The following is a 21522-nucleotide window of genomic DNA, read 5'->3' on the forward strand; positions in this document are numbered from 1 at the left end:
ATCACCATGGCCGCGGAACAGAAGTCGGCGGAGGTGACCGACTGGGCCGCCCGCATCGGCTGGGTCGTCGGCCTGCTGCTCTTCGTCGTCTTCGTCTACTGGCTGATGCGCCAGGGCTGGAAGTGGCGCGGCAGCCTCCAGTCGGACCTGCCGGAGCTGCCCACCGCGCCCGCGGAGCCCGGCGAGGCGAAACTGACGATGACGGGCCGGTACCACGGCTCCACCACCGCCGGGCAGTGGCTGGACCGGATCGTCGCCCACGGGCTGGGCACCCGCAGCCGCGCGGAGCTCACCCTGACGGACCAGGGCCTGGTCGTGGAGCGCCCCGGTGCGCAGGACTTCTTCGTACCGGCGGCGGCGCTGCGCGAGGCCCGGCTCGACAAGGGCATCGCGGGCAAGGTCCTCGCCGAGGGCGGTCTGCTGATCGTCACCTGGGCGCACGGCGACAAACTGATCGACTCCGGCTTCCGCTCCGACCACGCGGCCGGGCAGAGCGAGTGGGTCGACACCCTCACGAACATGATCAAGACGACGGAAGGCACCGCACGATGACGATCTCCACCCGGGGAGCCGCCAAAGCTCCCGCCGTACTCGTCCTGGAGGACGGCCGCACCTTCCGCGGCCGTGCCTACGGGGCCGTGGGGGAGACCTTCGGCGAGGCGGTGTTCAACACCGGCATGACCGGCTACCAGGAGACCCTCACCGACCCCTCGTACCACCGCCAGGTGGTCGTGATGACCGCGCCGCACGTCGGCAACACGGGCGTCAACGACGAGGACGACGAGTCGAGGAAGATCTGGGTCGCCGGCTATGTCGTGCGCGACCCCGCCCGTATCCCCTCGAACTGGCGCTCGCGCCGTACCCTCGACGACGAACTGGAGACCCAGGGCGTCGTCGGCATCAGCGGCATCGACACCCGCGCCCTCACCCGCCACCTGCGTGAGCGGGGCGCGATGCGCGTCGGCATCTTCTCCGGCGAGGCGCTGGCCGACGACGCGACGCTGCTCGCCCGCGTCCAGCAGGCGCCCGAGATGAAGGGCGCCGACCTCTCCGCAGAGGTCGCCACCACAGAGGCGTACGTCGTCCCGGCGATCGGGACCAAGAGGTTCACCGTCGCCGCGCTCGACCTCGGCATCAAGGGCATGACCCCGCACCGCATGGCGGAGCGCGGCATAGAGGTCCACGTGCTGCCCGCCACCGCGACCGCCGACGACGTCTACGCGGTGAACCCGGACGGCGTCTTCCTCTCCAACGGCCCCGGCGACCCCGCCACCGCCGACCTGACCGTCATCAAGGCGGTCCTCGAGCGGAAGACCCCGCTGTTCGGCATCTGCTTCGGCAACCAGCTCCTCGGCCGCGCCCTCGGCTTCGGCACGTACAAGCTGAAGTACGGTCACCGCGGCATCAACCAGCCCGTGCAGGACCGCACCACCGGCAAGGTCGAGGTCACCGCGCACAACCACGGGTTCGCCGTCGAGGCCCCCCTCGACAAGGTGTCCGAGACCCCCTACGGCCGCGCCGAGGTCTCCCACGTCTGCCTCAACGACAACGTGGTGGAGGGCCTCCAGCTGCTCGACCGGCCGGCCTTCAGCGTCCAGTACCACCCGGAGGCGGCCGCCGGCCCGCACGACGCCGCATACCTCTTCGACCGCTTCACGACTTTGATGAGCACCGCCCAGATGGAGGCCGAGCGTGCCTAAGCGCACCGATATCCAGTCCGTCCTGGTCATCGGCTCCGGCCCGATCGTCATCGGCCAGGCCGCCGAGTTCGACTACTCCGGCACCCAGGCCTGCCGGGTCCTCAAGGCAGAGGGCCTGCGGGTCATCCTGGTCAACTCCAACCCGGCGACGATCATGACCGACCCGGAGATCGCCGACGCCACCTACGTCGAGCCGATCACCCCCGAGTTCGTCGAGAAGATCATCGCCAAGGAGCGCCCCGACGCGCTGCTGCCGACCCTCGGCGGCCAGACCGCCCTCAACACCGCCATCTCCATGCACGAGCAGGGTGTGCTGGAGAAGTACGGCGTCGAGCTGATCGGCGCCAACGTCGAGGCCATCAACAAGGGCGAGGACCGCGACCTGTTCAAGGGCGTCGTCGAGGCCGTCAAGGCCAAGATCGGTTACGGCGAGTCCGCCCGGTCCGTGATCTGCCACTCCATGGACGACGTCCTCAAGGGCGTCGAGACGCTCGGCGGCTACCCCGTCGTCGTCCGCCCCTCCTTCACCATGGGCGGCGCCGGCTCCGGCTTCGCCCACGACGAGGACGAGCTGCGCCGCATCGCCGGCCAGGGCCTGACCCTCTCGCCGACCACCGAGGTGCTCCTCGAGGAGTCCATCCTCGGCTGGAAGGAGTACGAGCTGGAGCTGATGCGCGACAAGAACGACAACGTCGTGGTCGTCTGCTCCATCGAGAACTTCGACCCGATGGGCGTCCACACCGGCGACTCGATCACCGTCGCCCCGGCGATGACGCTCACCGACCGCGAGTACCAGCGGCTGCGCGACATCGGCATCGCGATCATCCGAGAGGTCGGCGTCGACACGGGCGGCTGCAACATCCAGTTCGCGATCGACCCCGCGGACGGCCGGATCATCGTCATCGAGATGAACCCGCGCGTCTCCCGGTCCTCCGCCCTCGCGTCCAAGGCCACCGGCTTCCCGATCGCCAAGATCGCCGCGAAGCTCGCCGTCGGCTACACCCTGGACGAGATTCCGAACGACATCACCGAGAAGACCCCGGCGTCCTTCGAGCCCACGCTCGACTACGTCGTAGTCAAGGCACCCCGGTTCGCCTTCGAGAAGTTCCCGTCCGCCGACTCCACGCTGACCACGACCATGAAGTCGGTCGGCGAGGCCATGGCGATCGGCCGGAACTTCACCGAGGCGCTGCAGAAGGCCCTGCGCTCCCTGGAGAAGAAGGGCAGCCAGTTCAGCTTCACCGGCGAGGTGGGCGACAAGGACGAGCTGCTGCGGGAGGCCGTACGGCCCACCGACGGCCGGATCAACACGGTCATGCAGGCCATCCGCGCGGGCGCCAGCCCCGAGGAGGTCTTCGACGCCACCAGGATCGACCCCTGGTTCGTCGACCAGCTCTTCCTGATCAAGGAGCACGCGGACGAGCTCGCCGCCGTCGAAAAGCTCGACCCCCAGGTGCTCGCCGAGGCCAAGCGCCACGGCTTCTCCGACGCCCAGATCGCCGAGATCCGCGGGCTGCGCGAGGACGTCGTCCGCGAGGTCCGGCACGCGCTCGGCATCCGCCCGGTCTACAAGACGGTCGACACCTGCGCCGCCGAGTTCGCCGCCCGCACCCCGTACTTCTACTCGTCCTACGACGAGGAGTCGGAGGTCGCGCCGCGCTCCAGGCCCGCCGTGATCATCCTCGGCTCCGGTCCGAACCGCATCGGCCAGGGCATCGAGTTCGACTACTCCTGCGTCCACGCCTCCTTCGCGCTGCACGACGCCGGGTACGAGACCGTGATGGTCAACTGCAACCCGGAGACCGTCTCCACCGACTACGACACCTCCGACCGCCTGTACTTCGAGCCGCTGACGCTCGAGGACGTGCTGGAGATCGTGCACGCCGAGTCGCTGGCCGGCCCGATCGCCGGCGTCGTCGTCCAGCTCGGCGGCCAGACCCCGCTGGGCCTGGCCCAGGCGCTCAAGGACAACGGCGTCCCGGTCGTCGGCACCCCGCCGGAGGCCATCCACGCCGCGGAGGATCGCGGCGCCTTCGGCCAGGTCCTCGCCGACGCCGGGCTGCCCGCGCCCAAGCACGGCACCGCCACCACCTTCGCCGGCGCCAAGGCCATCGCCGACGAGATCGGCTACCCGGTCCTGGTCCGCCCGTCGTACGTGCTCGGCGGCCGCGGCATGGAGATCGTCTACGACGAGACGCGCCTCGAGGCGTACATCGCCGAGTCGACCGAGATCTCCCCGACCCGCCCGGTCCTCGTGGACCGCTTCCTCGACGATGCCATCGAGATCGACGTCGACGCGCTCTACGACGGCCACGAGCTCTACCTCGGCGGCGTCATGGAGCACATCGAGGAGGCCGGGATCCACTCCGGCGACTCGGCCTGTGCCCTGCCTCCGATCACACTCGGCGGCTTCGACATCAAGCGCCTGCGCATCTCCACCGAGGCCATCGCCAAGGGCGTCGGCGTCCGCGGCCTGATCAACATCCAGTTCGCGATGGCCGGCGACATCCTCTACGTGCTCGAGGCCAACCCGCGCGCCTCGCGCACCGTGCCCTTCACCTCGAAGGCGACCGCCGTACCGCTGGCGAAGGCCGCCGCCCGCATCTCGCTGGGCGCCACCATCGCCGAACTGCGCGAGGAGGGCCTGCTGCCGAAGAACGGCGACGGCGGCACCCTGCCGCTCGACGCGCCGATCTCCGTCAAGGAGGCCGTCATGCCGTGGTCGCGCTTCCGCGACGTCCACGGCCGCGGTGTGGACACCGTGCTGGGCCCGGAGATGCGCTCCACCGGCGAGGTCATGGGCATCGACTCGGTCTTCGGCACGGCGTACGCCAAGTCGCAGGCCGGCGCGTACGGCCCGCTGCCGACCAGCGGCCGCGCGTTCGTCTCCGTCGCCAACCGCGACAAGCGCTCGATGATCTTCCCGGCCCGCGAGCTGGTCGCCCACGGCTTCGAGCTGATGGCCACCTCCGGCACCGCCGAGGTCCTCAAGCGCAACGGCATCAACGCCACCGTCGTGCGCAAGCAGTCGGAGGGCGAGGGCCCGAACGGCGAGAAGACCATCGTCCAGCTGATCCACGACGGCGAGGTCGACCTCATCGTCAACACCCCCTACGGCACCGGCGGCCGCCTCGACGGCTACGACATCCGCACCGCGGCCGTCGCCCGCGGCGTCCCGTGCCTGACGACGGTCCAGGCGCTCGCCGCCGCCGTCCAGGGCATCGACGCGCTGAACCGCGGCGACGTCGGCGTCCGTTCGCTGCAGGAACACGCGGAACACCTGACCGCGGCCCGCGACTAGCAACGACGAGGGGGACACCGGAAACGGTGTCCCCCTCCTCATGAGGACACCACTTCATGTACAAGCTCTTCTTCAATCTGGTCTTCAAGCGGATGGACCCGGAGCAGGCGCACCACCTCGCCTTCCGCTGGATCCGGTTCGCGGTCCGCGTCCCCGTGCTGCGCACCTTCGTCGCCGCCGCGCTCGCCCCCCGGTACCGGGAGCTGCGCACCGAGGCGTTCGGTCTGCGGATGCACGGTCCGTTCGGGCTCGCGGCCGGGTTCGACAAGAACGCCGTCGCCGTCGACGGCATGTCGATGCTCGGCTTCGACCATGTCGAGATCGGCACGGTCACCGCGCGGCCCCAGCCGGGCAACCCCAAGAAGCGCCTCTTCCGGCTCGTCCCCGACCGCGCGCTGATCAACCGGATGGGCTTCAACAACGAGGGCTCGGCCGCCGTCGCCGAACGGCTCGCGGCCCGCCGGGAGATCTTCCGCACCGTCGTCGGCGTCAACATCGGCAAGACCAAGGTCGTCCCGGAGGAGGAAGCGGTCGGCGACTACGTCACCTCGACCGAGCGACTGGCCGCCCACGCCGACTACCTCGTCGTCAACGTCTCGTCGCCCAACACCCCCGGACTGCGCAACCTCCAGGCCACCGAGTCGCTGCGGCCGCTGCTGACCGCCGTGCGCGAGGCCGCCGACCGCACGGTCACGGACCGGCGCGTCCCGCTGCTCGTCAAGATCGCGCCCGACCTCGCGGACGAGGACGTCGACGCCGTCGCCGACCTCGCCCTGGAGCTGGGCCTCGACGGCATCATCGCCACCAACACCACGATCGCGCGGGAGGGCCTCGGCCTGAAGTCCCCGGCCGCGCTGGTGAAGGAGCCCGGCGGCCTGTCCGGCGCGCCCGTCAAGGAGCGCTCCCTGGAGGTCCTGCGCCGCCTGTACGCCCGAGTCGGCGACCGGATCACGCTCGTCGGCGTCGGCGGCGTCGAGACCGCGGAGGACGCCTGGCGGCGCATCCTCGCCGGCGCCACCCTCGTGCAGGGCTACAGCGCCTTCGTCTACGAGGGCCCCTGCTACGCCCGCGCCATCCGCAAGGGCCTCGCCGCGCGCCTCGCGGCCAGCCCGTACGCCACCCTCGCCGAGGCCGTCGGCGCCGAGACGCGAAAGGCCAGCGCATGACCCTCCCGGAGACCTTCGGCGCACGGCTGCGCCACGCCATGGACACCCGTGGCCCGCTGTGCGTCGGCATCGACCCGCACGCCTCGCTGCTCACCGCGTGGGGCCTGAACGACGACGTGGCCGGCCTCGAGCGGTTCACCCGCACGACCGTCGAGGCGCTGGCCGACCGGGTCGCCGTGCTCAAGCCGCAGTCCGCGTTCTTCGAGCGCTTCGGCTCGCGCGGCATCGCCGTGCTGGAGAAGGCCGTGGAAGAGGCCCGCGCGGCCGGCGCCCTGGTGCTGATGGACGCCAAGCGTGGCGACATCGGCTCGACCATGGGCGCCTACGCGGAGACGTATCTGCGCAAGGACTCGCCGCTCTTCTCCGACGCGGTCACGGTCTCCCCGTACCTGGGCTTCGGCTCGCTGCGGCCCGCGCTGGACCAGGCCGTGCTGAGCGGCTGCGGCGTCTTCGTCCTCGCCCTGACCTCCAACCCGGAGGGCGCGGAGGTCCAGCGCGCCACCGCGGCCGGCGGCAGGTCGCTGGCGCAGGTGATGCTCGACCACATGGCCGCGGAGAACGCCGGCGCGCAGCCCCTCGGCTCTGTCGGCGCGGTCGTGGGCGCGACGCTCGGCGACACCGGGGCGGACCTCGCCATCAACGGACCGCTGCTCGCCCCCGGCATCGGGGCACAGGGTGCGACGCCGGCCGACCTCCCGCGGGTCTTCGGCGCGGCGGTGCGCAACGTGGTGCCGAGCGTGAGCCGCGGCGTCCTGAAGCACGGACCGGACGCGGCGGGGCTGCGGTCGGCGGCGGAGCGGTTCGCCGACGAGGTCCGCGCGGCCGTCGCGGACGCGTAGCGGCTGCCGGGAAGGGGTGCGGGTCGGCCCGGCGAGGGGTGGCGGGACCTCATCGGAGGGGGTCTTGACATTTTCTTCACGCAAAACTCGGTCGGTTTGCCCGGAATGTCCTGGTCGGTCGATGCTGACCAGGACTTTTCGTCTGTTCTCGCTGACTGGAGCGGTGATGGCCGCTAGTCTCCGTCGAAGAGAGAACGTGCAGGGCAGACGCACTGCGTTGCTCGTTGCTCGCCTGGTGTGGGGCGACTAGGTTCCTCACCGGTCCGTATCCGACAGTTCGACATCCGAGGTGACGTAGGCGTGGCTCTTCCGCCCCTTACCCCTGAACAGCGCGCAGCCGCGCTCGAAAAGGCCGCCGCGGCTCGCCGGGAGCGGGCCGAGGTCAAGAATCGACTCAAGCACTCCGGCGCCTCGCTCCACGAGGTCATCAAGCAGGGCCAGGAGAACGACGTCATCGGCAAGATGAAGGTCTCCGCCCTCCTCGAGTCCCTCCCGGGCGTGGGCAAGGTCCGCGCCAAGCAGATCATGGAGAGGCTCGGCATCTCAGAGAGCCGCCGGGTGCGAGGTCTCGGCTCCAACCAGATCGCCTCCCTGGAGCGCGAGTTCGGCGGTGGCGCCGCCTGACGTTCCCGGGCACTCCCGAGAACCTGGATAATCGCTGCATGGCAGCAGAGGTACGTCCGCGGCTGACCGTGCTCTCCGGCCCCTCAGGGGTCGGCAAGAGCACGGTCGTCGCTCATATGCGCAAGGTCCACCCCGACGTCTGGCTCTCGGTGTCGGCGACCACCCGGAAGCCGCGGCCCGGCGAGAAGCACGGTGTCCAGTATTTCTTCGTCAGCGACGAGGAGTTCGACAAGCTGGTCGCGGGCGACGAGCTGCTGGAGTGGGCCGAGTTCGCGGGCAATCGCTACGGCACGCCCCGCCGCGCGGTCCTCGACCGCATCGAGGCGGGCGAGCCCGTACTGCTGGAGATCGACCTCCAGGGCGCCCGGCAGGTCAAGGAGTCCATGCCGGAGTCACAGCTGGTCTTCCTCGCCCCGCCGAGCTGGGAGGAGCTGGTCCGCCGCCTCACCGGCCGCGGCACCGAGTCCCCCGAGGTCATCGAGCGCCGGCTGACGGTCGCCAGGGTCGAGCTGGCGGCCGAGTCCGAGTTCGACACCACCCTGGTCAACACCTCCGTCGAGGACGTGGCGCGTGAGCTGCTAGCCTTGATGGCAGTTGTTTGATCTTTTGTCCGATCTTTCTGCAATTCTTCGGAAGGCATAGCGTGTCCTCTTCCATCACCGCGCCCGAGGGCATCATCAACCCTCCGATCGACGAGCTGCTCGAGGCGACCGACTCGAAGTACAGCCTCGTGATCTACGCCGCCAAGCGCGCGCGTCAGATCAACGCGTACTACTCGCAGCTCGGTGAGGGCCTGCTCGAGTACGTCGGGCCCCTCGTGGACACCCACGTCCACGAGAAGCCGCTCTCGATCGCCCTGCGTGAGATCAACGCCGGTCTGCTGACCTCCGAGGCCATCGAGGGCCCGGCCCAGTAGTCGCGAGAAGTCCTTCACCACAGGCCCGGCGCAGCAGCTGCCGGGCCTGTGGTGTGTCATGAAGTGATGTGTCGTGAAGGGATGGCCGAGTGCGGGGAGACGCAGTGGATCAGGCAGTGGGCCGGGCGGCGGACAGGCCGAAGGTCGTTCTCGGGGTCAGCGGCGGCATCGCCGCCTACAAGGCGTGCGAACTGCTGCGCAGACTGACCGAGTCCGGCCATGACGTCCGGGTCGTGCCGACCGCGTCGGCCCTGAACTTCGTCGGCGCGCCGACCTGGTCGGCCCTCTCCGGCCACCCCGTCTCCACCGAGGTCTGGTCGGACGTCCACGAGGTCCCGCACGTACGCATCGGCCAGCACGCCGACCTCGTCGTCGTCGCCCCCGCCACCGCCGACCTGCTCGCCAAGGCCGCCCACGGCCTCGCTGACGACCTGCTGACCAACACCCTGCTCACCGCCCGCTGCCCGGTCGTCTTCGCCCCGGCGATGCACACCGAGATGTGGGAGCACCCCGCCACCCAGGAGAACGTCGCCACCCTGCGCCGCCGCGGCGCCGTCGTGGTCGAACCCGCCGTCGGCCGGCTCACCGGCGTCGACACCGGCAAGGGCCGGCTGCCGGACCCGGACGAGATCTTCGAGATCTGCCGGCGCGTCCTCGCCTGCGGCGTCCTCGCCCCCGACCTGGCCGGCCGCCATGTCGTCGTCAGCGCGGGCGGCACCCGCGAGCCTCTCGACCCGGTCCGCTACCTGGGCAACCGCTCCTCCGGCAAGCAGGGCTACGCACTGGCGCGCACGGCGGCCGCCCGCGGTGCCCGCGTCACCCTCGTCGAGGCGAACACCGGGATGCCGGACCCGGCAGGCGTCGACGTCGTCCACGTCGGCACCGCCGTACAGCTCCGTGAGGCCGTGCTCAAGGCCGTCGCGGACGCCGACGCCGTCGTCATGGCGGCCGCCGTCGCGGACTTCCGCCCCGCCGAGTACGCCACCGGCAAGATCAAGAAGAAGGACGGCGTCGAGGCCCCCGACGTCACCCTGGTCCGCAATCCCGACATCCTCGCCGAGATCTCGGCGGAACGGGCCCGCGCCGGCCAGGTGATCGTCGGCTTCGCCGCGGAGACCGACGACGTGCTCGCAGGCGGCCGCGCCAAACTGCGCCGCAAGGGCTGCGACCTGCTCGTCGTCAACGAGGTGGGGGAGCGCAGGACCTTCGGCTCCGCGGAGAACGAGGCCGTCGTGCTGGCCGCCGACGGCGGCGAGACCCAGGTGCCGCGCGGCCCCAAGGAAGCGCTCGCCGACATCGTCTGGGATCTGGTCACGCCGCGTCTGCTCTGAGAAGCTCGCCCGGAGCAGGAGGCGGCGCGGGCGACGGCCCGACCGTGGGAAACTCGCGAAATATGACGGGTCGCCCGGCCTCAGCCGCTATCGTCGTACCGACCACGGCCTTGATCCCAGGTCAGCGGACTCCCAGCCTGCGAGACGGGTTGTCCGCTGCCGGAGTCCGACCGATAAACTGGTCGCGGAACGTCGCGGGGCGCAGCCCCCTGCCGGTCCGCAAACGATCAGCCAGCAGCCGCTGCAACCCCCAGGGAGCGATGTGTCCCGCCGTCTCTTCACCTCGGAGTCCGTGACCGAGGGTCACCCCGACAAGATCGCCGATCAGATCAGCGACACCATTCTCGACGCCCTTCTGCGGGAGGACCCGACGTCCCGGGTAGCCGTGGAGACCTTGATCACCACCGGCCTGGTGCACGTCGCCGGTGAAGTGACCACCAAGGCGTACGCCGACATTCCGACGCTCGTGCGGAACAAGATCCTCGAGATCGGCTACGACTCCTCGAAGAAGGGCTTCGACGGCGCCTCCTGCGGCGTCTCCGTCTCCATCGGCGCCCAGTCGCCGGACATCGCGCAGGGCGTCGACACCGCCTACGAGAAGCGTGTCGAGGGCGACGAGGACGAACTCGACAAGCAGGGCGCCGGCGACCAGGGCCTGATGTTCGGGTACGCGTGCGACGAGACGCCCGAGCTGATGCCGCTGCCGATCAACCTCGCGCACCGGCTCTCCCGCCGGCTGTCCGAGGTCCGCAAGAACGGGACCATCCCCTACCTGCGCCCGGACGGCAAGACGCAGGTCACCATCGAGTACGACGGCGACAAGGCCGTCCGCCTCGACACGGTCGTCGTCTCCTCGCAGCACGCCTCGGACATCGACCTCGACTCGCTGCTCGCGCCCGACATCCGCGAGTTCGTCGTCGAGCACGTGCTCAAGCAGCTCGTCGAGGACGGCATCAAGCTGGACACCGACGGCTACCGCCTCCTGGTGAACCCGACCGGCCGTTTCGAGATCGGCGGCCCCATGGGCGACGCCGGTCTGACCGGCCGCAAGATCATCATCGACACGTACGGCGGCATGGCCCGCCACGGCGGCGGCGCGTTCTCCGGCAAGGACCCGTCCAAGGTCGACCGCTCCGCCGCGTACGCGATGCGCTGGGTCGCCAAGAACGTGGTGGCCGCCGGTCTCGCCGCGCGCTGCGAGGTCCAGGTCGCGTACGCGATCGGCAAGGCCGAGCCGGTGGGTCTGTTCGTCGAGACCTTCGGCACCGCGACCGTCGACGTCGAGAAGATCGAGCAGGCCATCGCCCAGGTCTTCGACCTGCGCCCGGCCGCGATCATCCGCGACCTCGACCTGCTGCGCCCGATCTACGCCCAGACCGCGGCGTACGGCCACTTCGGCCGGGAGCTCCCCGACTTCACCTGGGAGCGCACCGACCGCGTCGACGCGCTGCGCGCGGCGGCGGGCAGCTAGGGCCTCTCGTTCGGATCTTGCCGGGCTCGCGGGGTCCGGCCTGATTTCAACGAAAGACCCTGGTCCGCACGGCACACACATCGCTCAGGACCCCGGACCGGGATCGGTCCGGGGCCCTGGTGCCGGTGGGCAGGACCGGCGGGCCACGCTGTCAGTGGTCTCTGGCAGGATCTTTCTGTGAGCAGCGAAGAGCGGCAGCCCCCGGAGCCCGCAGGTGACGGGCCGGAGCAGCTTGCGCTCATCCGCGAGAGCGTCCGCAGGGCGAAAGTGCCCAAGGCCAAGCCGCGCACCTGGCGCGGGGCCGCGCTCGCCAAGGAGCTGCCCGTCGCGCGGGTCATGGTCAACAAGGGCGTCCTCCACCTCGACCAGTTCTTCGACTACGCCGTCCCCGAGGAGCTCGACGCCGACGCCCGCCCCGGGGTGCGGGTGCGGGTGCGCTTCGGAGCCGGGGGGCACCGGGTCCGCGACGGGCGCCGCGAGGGCGGCGGACTCGTCGACGGCTTCCTCATCGAGCGCCGCGCCGAGTCCGACTACTCGGGCGCGCTCGCCGCGCTCGCCTACGTCGTCTCTCCGGAACCGGTGCTCAGCCCCGAGATCCTCGGCCTCGCCCGCGCCGTCGCCGACCGCTACGCGGGCAGCCTCGCCGACGTGCTCCAGCTCGCCGTCCCGCCCAGGAACGGCCGCGCCGAGGCCAAACCCTCGCCCGAGCCCCTGCCGCCGCCCCCGGCGCCCGACCCCGGCACCTGGGAGCGGTACGGGCGGGGCCCGGCCTTCATCGAATCGCTCGCGGCCGGCGGCGCGCCGCGTGCCGTGTGGACCGCGCTGCCCGGACCGCACTGGCCCGACGAACTGGCCCGCGCCGTCGCCGCCACCCTCGCCTCTGGGCGGGGCGCGGTCGTAGTCGTCCCCGACGGGCGGCGCGCCGCCCGAGTCGACGCCGCGCTCACCGCGCTGCTCGGCGACGGACACCACGCCCTGCTGACCGCCGAGTCCGGGCCCGAGAAGCGGTACCGCCAGTGGCTCGCCGTGCGCCGCGGTTCCGTCCGCGCGGTGGTCGGGACGCGGGCCGCGATGTTCGCACCCGTGCGGGACCCGGGGCTCGTCGTCGTCTGGGACGACGGGGACTCCAGCCACAGCGACGACAACGCGCCCTTTCCGCACGTCCGCGAGGTCCTCGAACTGCGGGCCACCCATGACAGATGCGCGTTCCTGCTCGGCAGCACCAGCTGCACCGTCGAGGCCGCCCAGCTCGTCGAGAGCGGCTGGGCGGCGCCCCTCGTCGCCGACCGGGCCCAGGTCCGCGACGCCGCGCCCCTGGTCCGGACCGTCGGCGACCACGACCTGGCCCGCGACGAGGCCGCCCGCGCCGCGCGCCTGCCCAGCATCGCCTGGCAGGCCGTCCGGGACGGGCTCGCGCACGGCCCCGTGCTCGTACAGGTCCCGCGACGCGGCTACGCCCCCAGGCTCGCCTGCGAGCGCTGCCGCACGCCCGCCCGCTGCCGCCAGTGCGCCGGCCCGCTCGAAGCACCCGACGAACACGCCCTGCGGTGCGGCTGGTGCGGCCGCGACGAACCCGCCTGGCACTGCGCCGCCTGCGGGTCCGCCCGGCTGCGCGCCCAGATCGTGGGCGCCCGGCGCACCGCCGAGGAACTCGGCCGCGCGTTCCCCGCCGTGCCCGTACGCACCTCCGGGCGCGACCACATCCTCGACTCCGTGCCCTCCCGGCCCGCGCTCGTCGTCTCCACGCCCGGCGCCGAGCCCGTCGCCGACGGCGGATACGCGGCCGCCCTCCTCCTCGACGGCTGGGCCATGCTCGGCCGGCCCGACCTGCGGGCCGGCGAGGAAGCGTTGCGCCGCTGGATCGCGGCGGGCGCGCTGGTACGGCCGCAGACGGAAGGGGGCGTCGTGGTCGTCGTCGCCGAACCGACGCTCCGTCCCGTCCAGGCGCTCGTGCGCTGGGACCCGGTCGGGCACGCCCTGCGGGAGCTCGCCGAGCGCGCCGAGCTCGGCTTCCCGCCGGTCTCCCGGATGGCGGAGGTTACGGGGCGGGCCTCCACCGTGACGGCCTTCCTGGCGGGCGCGGAGCTTCCGGACGAGGCGGAGGTACTGGGGCCGGTGGCCCTGCCGGTACGGGCGGGCCGGCCGCCGGCGGGGGAGCAGTGGGAGCGGGCGCTCGTCCGGGTGCCCCCGGGCAAGGGCGCGGCCCTGGCCACCGCGCTCAAGTCGGCCCAGGCCACCCGCCTGGCCCGGGGCGGCCCGGACCAGGTCCGCCTCCGCATCGACCCCCCGGACATCGGCTGACACTCGCGCCGGGGGCGGCGCTTTCCGGGCGGCCGGCCCGGCCCGGTCGGTTGGTGCGGCGTCCCCCGGGGCGGGCGGGCCCGGTCGGCGGTGGGGCGTGCCCCGGGGTGGGCCGGTCGGTGGGTGCGGCGTCCCCCGGTGGGTGAGGCGTGCCCGGAGTGGTTCCGGTCGTCGGGCGCGGCATGCCCGGGGGCGTGCTGCGCCGGTGGTGGTGCGGGGGCTGGGGTCTCCGGAGGGAGAGACCGGACTGCTGTCCTCACCGCGCGTCGCGCGAGTTGCGTCGCTTTACGTCCGGTCACCCCCCTGCTGCGTCCCCGGCCCGTGGGGCCCGATGGCCGCCCCGTATCGGTGCACGTCAGTGACTGCCGTCGCGCCTGGCCGGATCCGGACCCGGACCGGGCCAGGACCAGGCAGGCAACCGGACCCCGTCGGGCCCCGCCGGACGCGCGGCGCCGGGAGACCGACCACACCTGACCGGGCCAGGACCGGGTCCGCCCGGTACCGCACACGGGCGCCGAGCCGCCGTGTCCGGTACGTGCCGGAACCGGCCCCGGCCGGAAGCGACTCCGGGACGGGGTCCGGTCCAGGGGGCGTCAGCGGGCCCGGGGATGCTCGGGAGCGTGGGGCCCGGTGGGGCCCGCCCGCTCGAGGGCGCGTCAGCCGTTGCGGGGGCCCGGGAACGCGCCCGGGCGGGACTCCGTCGGCTGGGGTGGCATCGAGCGCGCCGCCGGCACCGCGGCCAGACCGGGCGGCGGGAGCGTGCGGGTCGCGGCGGACGCCTCCGCCTCCGCGGCGGAAGCGGCGGAAGCGGCGGACGCCCCAGAAGCGGCCTGCCGCCGTGACCCGTACCGGCGGTGCACCGCCTGCTTCGTGACCCCGAGCGCCGAGCCGACCGCGTCCCAGGAGAAGCCGAGGGAGCGGTCGAAGTCCACGGCCGCGGTCACGAGCGTTTCGACGCTGTCCCGCAGCTCCTGCGCGAGGCGGACGGTCGGGGCGGGGGCCCTGCCGTAGACGACGAACCCCGTGGAGGGGCCGGAGCGGCGTGGGCGGTAGACGTTCCCCAGCTGGGCGGTGAGCGTGCGCAACGCGTCCACCTGCCGGCGGACCCGCTCGATGTCCCGCACCAACAGGTGCAGACTGGCCCGGGCTTGGGCGTCGTGGGTTGCGTGGTCGGCCATTGACAAGCCTCTCGAACCGGCGATTAAAAGGGTCAATCTCTCTTGACCAACGCGTCGGCGGCCGGTCTGGTCACGCTTCGGGGCGTATGTGCCTGTGCGCGGGGCGCACGGTCTCCCGTACGCCCCCTGCCGCCGGGGCTCATAGACTGGTGTGCTGCTCGTCACCGCACGCACCACCTGAGAGGCAGTCAGCCACCGATGAAGCTCGTCTTCGCAGGTACACCCGAGGTCGCCGTCCCCGCCCTGGACGCTCTGATCGCCTCCGACCGGCACGAGGTCGCCGCGGTCGTCACCCGGCCCGACGCGCCCGCGGGCCGCGGCCGGCGGCTGGTCGCCAGCCCGGTCGCCCAGCGCGCGGCCGACGCCGGGATCGAGGTGCTGAAGCCGGCGAAGCCGCGGGACGAGGAGTTCCTGGCCCGGCTGCGCGAGATCGCCCCCGACTGCTGCCCGGTCGTCGCCTACGGCGCGCTGCTGCCGAAGGTGGCGCTGGACGTGCCGGCGCGGGGCTGGGTGAATCTGCACTTCTCGCTGTTGCCGGCCTGGCGCGGCGCCGCCCCGGTGCAGCACGCGATCCTGGCCGGGGACGAGATGACGGGCGCCTCCACGTTCCTGATCGAGGAGGGGCTCGACTCCGGCCCGGTCTACGGCGTGGTCACGGAACCCGTCCGCCCCACGGACACCAGCGGCGACCTGCTGACCCGGCTGGCGTTCGCCGGCGCCGGACTGCTCGCGGCGACCATGGACGGCATCGAGGACGGCACGCTGCACGCCGTACCGCAGCCGGCCGACGGCGTCACGCTCGCGCCGAAGATCAACGTCGAGGACGCCCACGTCGACTGGTCCGCCCCCGCGCTCCGTGTGGACCGGGTCGTCCGGGGCTGCACACCGGCGCCGGGCGCCTGGACGGTCTTCCGCGGGGAGCGGCTCAAGCTCGTCCAGGTCGGTCTGCTGCCGGACCGCAAGGACCTCGCGCCCGGCGAACTCGACGCGGGCAAGAACCATGTCCATGTCGGCACCGGGTCGCACGCCGTCGAGCTCGTCTGGGTGCAGCCGCAGGGCAAGAAGCCGATGCGCGCGGCCGACTGGGCGCGCGGTGTGCGGATCGCCCGTGGCGAGAGCGTCGGCGCACCGGTCGTAGGCTGAGAGGGATCAGTCCTTCGAACGCGGAGCACCTTGTGAGTGAGCAGTCCCGTCAGCGTCCCCCCAAGCAGCACCGGCGTCCCAAGAAGGACCCCGTGCGGATCCTCGCCTTCGAGGTGCTGAGGGCCGTCGACGAGAGGGACGCGTACGCCAACCTCGTCCTGCCGCCGCTGCTGCGGAAGGCGCGGGAGAAGGAGGGCTTCGACGCGCGGGACGCGGCGCTGGCCACGGAGCTGGTGTACGGGACGCTGCGCCGCCAGGGCACCTACGACGCGATCATCGCGACCTGCATCGACCGGCCGCTGCGCGAGGTCGACCCGCCCGTGCTGGACGTCCTCGCGCTCGGTGCCCACCAGCTGCTGGGCACCCGTATCCCGACCCACGCCGCGGTCTCCGCGAGCGTGGAGCTGGCGCGGGTGGTGCTCGGCGACGGGCGCGCGAAGTTCGTGAACGCCGTACTCCGCAAGATCTCGCAGCACGATCTGGACGCGTGGCTGGAGCGGGTCGCCCCGCCGTACGACGAGGACGCCGAGGACCATCTCGCGGTCGTCCACTCGCACCCCCGGTGGGTCGTCTCGGCGCTGTGGGACTCGCTCGGCGGGGGCCGGGCGGGCATCGAGGACCTGCTGGAGGCCGACAACGAGAGGCCCGAGGTCACGCTGGTCGCCCGGCCGGGGCGGTCGACCCCCGAGGAGCTGCTCGATGTCCTCGGTGAGGACTCCGGCCTGCCCGGCCGCTGGTCCCCGTACGCCGTGCGGCTGGCCGAGGGCGGCGAGCCGGGTGCCATCGCGGCCGTACGGGACGGTCGGGCGGGCGTCCAGGACGAGGGCAGCCAGCTCGTGGCGATCGCCCTGGCGAACGCGCCGCTGGAGGGCAGTGACGAGCGCTGGCTGGACGGGTGCGCCGGTCCGGGCGGCAAGGCGGCGCTGCTCGGCGCGCTCGCCGCGGGCCGCGGCGCCTCGCTGCTGGCCTCGGAGAAGCAGCCGCACCGGGCCAGGCTGGTCGAGCGCGCGCTCGCCGGCAATCCGGGCCCGTACCAGGTGATCGCGGCCGACGGTACGCGCCCGCCGTGGCGCGAGGGCTCCTTCGACCGGGTGCTCGTCGACGTCCCGTGCACGGGCCTGGGCGCGCTCCGCCGCCGCCCGGAGGCCCGCTGGCGCCGGCGTCCGGAGGACCTGGACGGCTTCGCCCCGCTCCAGCGGGAGCTGCTGCGCGAGGCGCTGAAGGCCGTCCGGGTGGGTGGGGTGGTCGGCTACGCGACCTGCTCCCCGCACCTGGCGGAGACGCGCGTCGTCGTGGACGACGTGCTGCGCGGCCGGGGCGGCCCCGCGGCGGAGGCGGAGCTGCTGGACGCCCGCCCGCTGATGCCCGGCGTTCCGGCGCTCGGCGACGGCCCCGACGTACAGCTGTGGCCGCATCTGCACGGCACGGACGCCATGTACCTGGCACTCCTGCGCCGCACCGGCTGAGGGCAGGGCGCGGCGGGCCCGCGGAGGCCGCGCCGCCGGTCGACCACTGACGTCAACCGCCGCCGGCCGACCACCGTGGCGGTTTCGGTTCGGTCGCGGCAGCGCGGAGGTCAGGAGCGAAATCGCCGGGATTGAGGTGGCCTGGCGTGGTCCGGTCCTCTCTTGGTCCGGACCGATTGCGGTCCCGACGCCGGGAAGCGGCCGAGGGCATGGCAGTCTTGGCGCATGGCCGTTCAGATCAATCCCAGCATTCTCTCCGCGGACTTCTCCCGCCTGGCGGAAGAGGCCAAGGCCGTCGAGGGCGCCGACTGGCTGCACGTCGACGTGATGGACAACCACTTCGTGCCCAATCTGACCCTGGGCGTGCCGGTGGTCGAGTCGCTCGCCAAAGCGACGGACACCCCGCTGGACTGCCATCTGATGATCGAGGACCCGGACCGCTGGGCCCCTCAGTACGTCGAGGCCGGGGCGGGTTCGGTCACGTTCCACGTCGAGGCCGCCGCCGCCCCCGTACGGCTGGCGCGGGAGATCCGGGCCCAGGGCGCGCGTGCCTCGATGGCGCTCAAGCCCGCGACCCCGATCGAGCCGTACGAGGACCTGCTGCCGGAGCTCGACATGCTCCTGATCATGACGGTGGAGCCCGGCTTCGGCGGCCAGGCGTTCCTCGACATCATGCTGCCGAAGATCCGCCGCACCCGTGAGCTCGTCTCCAAGCACGGCCTCCAGCTCTGGCTGCAGGTCGACGGCGGGGTGTCGGCGTCGACGATCGAGCGGTGCGCGGAGGCCGGCGCCGATGTGTTCGTGGCCGGCTCCGCGGTCTACGGGGCCGAGGATCCCGCCGCGGCGGTGCGGCAGCTGCGTGAGCAGGCGGCCGCGGTGACCGCCTCCGCGCCCTGGGCGTGCGCCCACTGAAGGCGACGGTGCTTGTTCAACGGATGTTGGCCCGGCAGGGCTGATCAAGAAGGGACGGATCTGACAGGATGGCAGATCCGGAGTGTGTGCGGCGGTAAGTCAGTGTGTACGGCATGAACAGCAGTGGAGGAGATCGCGGTGTCTGCTAGGTCGGCGGGACGATCTGCCCTGCGGATGGGACCCGCCGAGCTTGTGCAGGCGGCGGCCATGGCCCGTCGCTTCTACCTCGAGGGCAAGTCCAAGATCCAGATCGCGGAGGAGTTCGGCGTCAGCCGTTTCAAGGTCGCGAGGGTCCTGGAGACGGCGCTCGAGCGAGATCTCGTCCGGATCGAGATCCGCGTCCCCGCGGAGCTGGACGCGGAACGCTCCGACGCACTGCGCGCCCACTACGGTCTGCGGCACGCGGTCGTCGTCGAGTCCCCGGCCGAGGGGTCGGACGAGTCGCCCGACCCGGAGAACCTGGGCGAGGTCGCCGCCGACCTGCTCGGTGAACTCGTGGCGGAGGGCGACGTACTGGGCCTGGCCTGGGGCCGCTCCACCATCCACATGGCCGCCGCCCTCGACCGGCTGCCGCCGTGCACGGTCGTCCAGCTCACCGGCGTGTACGACGCGGGCACCGCCGAGCGCGGCTCGGTGGAGGCGGTACGAAGAGCCGCCCAGGTCTCGGGCGGCGAGGCCCACCCCATCTACGCCCCGATGCTGCTGCCCGACCCCGCGACCGCGGCGGCCCTGCGCCACCAGACCGGCATCGCCCGGGCCTTCGAGTACTTCGACAAGGTCACCGTCGCCTGCGTCTCGATCGGCTCCTGGGAGCCCGGCATCTCCACCGTCCACGACATGCTCTCGGACGAGGAGCGCGCCCACTACGCCTCGCTCGGCGTGGCCGCGGAGATGTCCGCCCACCTCTTCGACACCCAGGGCCGCCGCGTCGGCCGCGACCTCGGCGAGCGCTGCATCACCGTCGAGGCCGACCGGCTGCGCCGTATCCCCGAGGTCGTCGCCATCGCGGGCGGCCCGCGCAAGGCCGACGCCATCGCCGCTGTGCTCCGCTCCGGCCTGGTCACCAGCCTGGTGACGGACACGGCCGCCGCCGACCAGCTCCTCGCCGCGGCCCCGAACCCGCGCCCGGCCCTCGAGCGGGCCGACCCCGACGACCAGGGCATCGCGTCCGGCCGTTAGGGCCTCTCGTTCGGACCCTGCCGGCTCGCGTGCCCCGGCACCGCACCTCGCCGCGTCGTCGTCAGTCGCCGAGTCCTTCGTAGCCCTTCGGGCACGGGAGGCGCCCCCCGCGTGGACTCTCTCCCCCTGCCTTCGGCGGGGGGACTCCCATCCTCCGCCTTGCGTTGCGTCCCCTCGGCCCTGGGGAGACCCCATGCCTCGGCCCCGGCGGGCCTCGGGAGACCATGTGCACCAGACCCCGCTCACTGGTCCGGCCTGATCCGAACGACAGACCCCAGCGGCGCCCCGCCCGCGCGGGACGTTTGTGTGATCGGACCAAGCCACCCCTGCTGACCTGGACGATTGTCCCGGCACGGTCGGACGCGTCGACATGGGAGAATGAAGTACGTGCGATTTCCTCCGGCCGCATCGTCGGGGGGCCGACTCCGATCGACTGGGATGTTAAGCACGTGCGTTTCCTCAATGACATCAAGCCGCCGTACGACCTCACGTACGACGATGTGTTCATGGTGCCGAGCCGCTCGGCCGTCGGCTCGCGGCAGGGCGTGGACCTCTCCTCCCCGGACGGGACCGGCACGACCGTGCCGCTGGTCGTGGCCAACATGACGGCCATCGCGGGCCGCCGGATGGCGGAGACCGTCGCCCGCCGCGGCGGACTCGTCGTCATCCCCCAGGACATCCCGATCGAGGTCGTCACCGACGTCATCACCTGGGTGAAGAGCCGCCACCACGTGCTGGACACCCCGATCGTCCTCGAACCCCACCAGACCGTCGCCGACGCGCTGTCCCTGCTGTCGAAGCGGGCGCACGGCGCCGGCGTCGTGGTGGACGAGGAGCGCCGTCCCGTGGGCATCGTCACCGACCACGACCTGGCCGGGGTCGACCGCTTCACGCAGCTCTCCGAGGTCATGTCGAAGGACCTGCTGCTGCTCGACGCGGACATCGACCCGCGTGAGGCGTTCAACACCCTCGACGGCGCCAACCGGCGATACGCCCCCGCCGTCGACGGCGAGGGCAGGCTCGCCGGCGTGCTCACCCGCAAGGGCGCGTTGCGCGCGACCCTCTACACGCCCGCCGTCGACGCCCGGGGAAGGCTGCGCATCGCCGCCGCCGTCGGCATCAACGGCGACGTGGCGGGCAAGGCGAAGCAGCTGCTCGACGCGGGCGTCGACACGCTCGTCGTCGACACGGCGCACGGCCACCAGGAGTCGATGATCAGCGCGGTCAAGGCCGTGCGCGCGCTCGATCCGCAGGTGCCGATCGTCGCGGGGAACATCGTCGCCGCCGAGGGTGTGCGCGATCTGATCGAGGCCGGTGCGGACATCGTCAAGGTCGGCGTGGGCCCCGGCGCGATGTGCACCACCCGCATGATGACCGGCGTCGGCCGGCCGCAGTTCTCCGCCGTCCTGGAGTGCGCCGCGGAGGCCAAGAAGTTCGGCAAGCACGTCTGGGCCGACGGTGGCGTCCGCCACCCGCGCGACGTGGCCATGGCGCTGGCCGCCGGTGCGTCCAACGTCATGATCGGCTCCTGGTTCGCCGGGACGTACGAGTCCCCCGGCGACCTCCAGCAGGCTCCCGACGGGCGGCTCTACAAGGAGTCCTTCGGCATGGCGTCCAAGCGCGCCGTGCGCAACCGGACCAGCGAGGAGTCCGCGTACGACCGGGCCCGCAAGGGCCTCTTCGAGGAGGGCATCTCGCACTCCCGGATGTTTCTCGACCCGACCCGGCCCGGCGTCGAGGACCTGATCGACTCGATCATCGCGGGCGTCCGCTCCTCGTGCACCTACGCCGGAGCGGGCTCCCTCGAGGAGTTCGCCGAGAAGGCGATCGTCGGCATCCAGAGCGCCGCCGGCTACGCGGAGGGCAAGCCCCTGCACGCCAGCTGGAACTGATCCCGCGTCACGTCGTCCGGCCCCTCGCACCGGTGGGGGCCGGACGACGTGTTTTCGGCCAACTGCGCTTTCTGCGCATGTGGCTGGGGAACCGGGGTAAGCG

The 21522-nt window shown here is 72.3% G+C and carries 16 protein-coding genes and 1 pseudogene; 16 read left to right on the forward strand and 1 reads right to left on the reverse strand.

Translation table 11 applies throughout. The features are described from left to right. The first annotated feature begins 6 nt into the window (after window positions 1-6). The 11 genes from ACFYOP_RS30415 to ACFYOP_RS30465 all read left to right on the forward strand — a co-directional run bounded on the left by ACFYOP_RS30415 (window position 7) and on the right by ACFYOP_RS30465 (window position 13649). Complete coding sequence (locus tag ACFYOP_RS30415; RefSeq protein WP_388453566.1) at window positions 7-552, forward strand: hypothetical protein; 546 nt, start codon at window positions 7-9, stop codon at window positions 550-552. Next, on the forward strand, window positions 549-1700 hold the full coding sequence (gene carA / locus ACFYOP_RS30420; RefSeq protein ID WP_356898292.1) for a glutamine-hydrolyzing carbamoyl-phosphate synthase small subunit: 1152 nt from the start codon (window positions 549-551) through the stop codon (window positions 1698-1700). Before ACFYOP_RS30415 ends, carA begins: the two co-directional genes overlap by 4 nt. Continuing rightward, window positions 1693-5001, forward strand: a complete 3309-nt coding sequence (carB, locus tag ACFYOP_RS30425) for a carbamoyl-phosphate synthase large subunit (protein WP_356898293.1) — start codon at window positions 1693-1695, stop codon at window positions 4999-5001. Before carA ends, carB begins: the two co-directional genes overlap by 8 nt. A 56-nt stretch (window positions 5002-5057) precedes the next feature. Next, window positions 5058-6167, forward strand: coding sequence for a quinone-dependent dihydroorotate dehydrogenase (locus ACFYOP_RS30430; RefSeq protein WP_356898294.1), 1110 nt, complete (start codon window positions 5058-5060; stop codon window positions 6165-6167). Next, on the forward strand, window positions 6164-7006 hold the full coding sequence (pyrF, locus tag ACFYOP_RS30435; protein WP_356898295.1) for an orotidine-5'-phosphate decarboxylase: 843 nt from the start codon (window positions 6164-6166) through the stop codon (window positions 7004-7006). The genes ACFYOP_RS30430 and pyrF overlap by 4 nt, the downstream gene beginning before the upstream one ends. A 300-nt stretch (window positions 7007-7306) precedes the next feature. Further along, a complete protein-coding gene (locus tag ACFYOP_RS30440; protein ID WP_005319887.1) occupies window positions 7307-7630 on the forward strand; it encodes an integration host factor in 324 nt (107 codons plus the stop codon). Window positions 7631-7668: 38 nt separating this feature from the next. Continuing rightward, window positions 7669-8232: a guanylate kinase gene (gene gmk / locus ACFYOP_RS30445; RefSeq protein WP_356898296.1), complete on the forward strand. Its 564-nt coding sequence runs from the start codon at window positions 7669-7671 to the stop codon at window positions 8230-8232. Window positions 8233-8273: 41 nt separating this feature from the next. Further along, on the forward strand, window positions 8274-8546 hold the full coding sequence (gene rpoZ / locus ACFYOP_RS30450; RefSeq protein WP_005319902.1) for a DNA-directed RNA polymerase subunit omega: 273 nt from the start codon (window positions 8274-8276) through the stop codon (window positions 8544-8546). An 89-nt stretch (window positions 8547-8635) separates the two neighbouring features. Next, window positions 8636-9877, forward strand: a complete 1242-nt coding sequence (gene coaBC / locus ACFYOP_RS30455) for a bifunctional phosphopantothenoylcysteine decarboxylase/phosphopantothenate--cysteine ligase CoaBC (RefSeq protein ID WP_388453523.1) — start codon at window positions 8636-8638, stop codon at window positions 9875-9877. A gap of 262 nt (window positions 9878-10139) precedes the next feature. After that, on the forward strand, window positions 10140-11348 hold the full coding sequence (gene metK, locus ACFYOP_RS30460) for a methionine adenosyltransferase (protein WP_356898298.1): 1209 nt from the start codon (window positions 10140-10142) through the stop codon (window positions 11346-11348). A gap of 177 nt (window positions 11349-11525) precedes the next feature. Next, complete coding sequence (locus ACFYOP_RS30465) at window positions 11526-13649, forward strand: primosomal protein N' (protein ID WP_356898299.1); 2124 nt, start codon at window positions 11526-11528, stop codon at window positions 13647-13649. 656 nt (window positions 13650-14305) lie between these two features. Here the strand turns inward: ACFYOP_RS30465 and ACFYOP_RS30470 are convergent. Further along, a complete protein-coding gene (locus tag ACFYOP_RS30470; RefSeq protein ID WP_356898300.1) occupies window positions 14306-14827 on the reverse strand; it encodes a hypothetical protein in 522 nt (173 codons plus the stop codon). Between the two features lie 198 nt (window positions 14828-15025). Between ACFYOP_RS30470 and fmt the strand changes: the two genes are divergently transcribed. The 5 genes and pseudogenes from fmt to ACFYOP_RS30495 all read left to right on the forward strand — a co-directional run bounded on the left by fmt (window position 15026) and on the right by ACFYOP_RS30495 (window position 21419). After that, window positions 15026-15970, forward strand: coding sequence for a methionyl-tRNA formyltransferase (gene fmt, locus ACFYOP_RS30475; protein ID WP_356898301.1), 945 nt, complete (start codon window positions 15026-15028; stop codon window positions 15968-15970). Between the two features lie 32 nt (window positions 15971-16002). Next, complete coding sequence (locus ACFYOP_RS30480; protein WP_356898302.1) at window positions 16003-17436, forward strand: transcription antitermination factor NusB; 1434 nt, start codon at window positions 16003-16005, stop codon at window positions 17434-17436. A gap of 225 nt (window positions 17437-17661) precedes the next feature. Further along, window positions 17662-18348, forward strand: coding sequence for a ribulose-phosphate 3-epimerase (gene rpe / locus ACFYOP_RS30485; protein WP_356898303.1), 687 nt, complete (start codon window positions 17662-17664; stop codon window positions 18346-18348). A gap of 113 nt (window positions 18349-18461) precedes the next feature. Then, window positions 18462-19527, forward strand: a pseudogene (locus ACFYOP_RS30490) (sugar-binding transcriptional regulator). Between the two features lie 449 nt (window positions 19528-19976). Further along, the gene (locus ACFYOP_RS30495) at window positions 19977-21419 is read left to right on the forward strand and encodes a GuaB1 family IMP dehydrogenase-related protein (RefSeq protein WP_356898305.1); all 1443 of its coding nucleotides are present in this window, start codon (window positions 19977-19979) and stop codon (window positions 21417-21419) included. The last annotated feature ends 103 nt before the right edge of the window (window positions 21420-21522 follow it).

This window comes from Streptomyces sp. NPDC006294 (genome assembly GCF_042870895.1).
Taxonomy (GTDB): Bacteria; Actinomycetota; Actinomycetes; order Streptomycetales; family Streptomycetaceae; genus Streptomyces.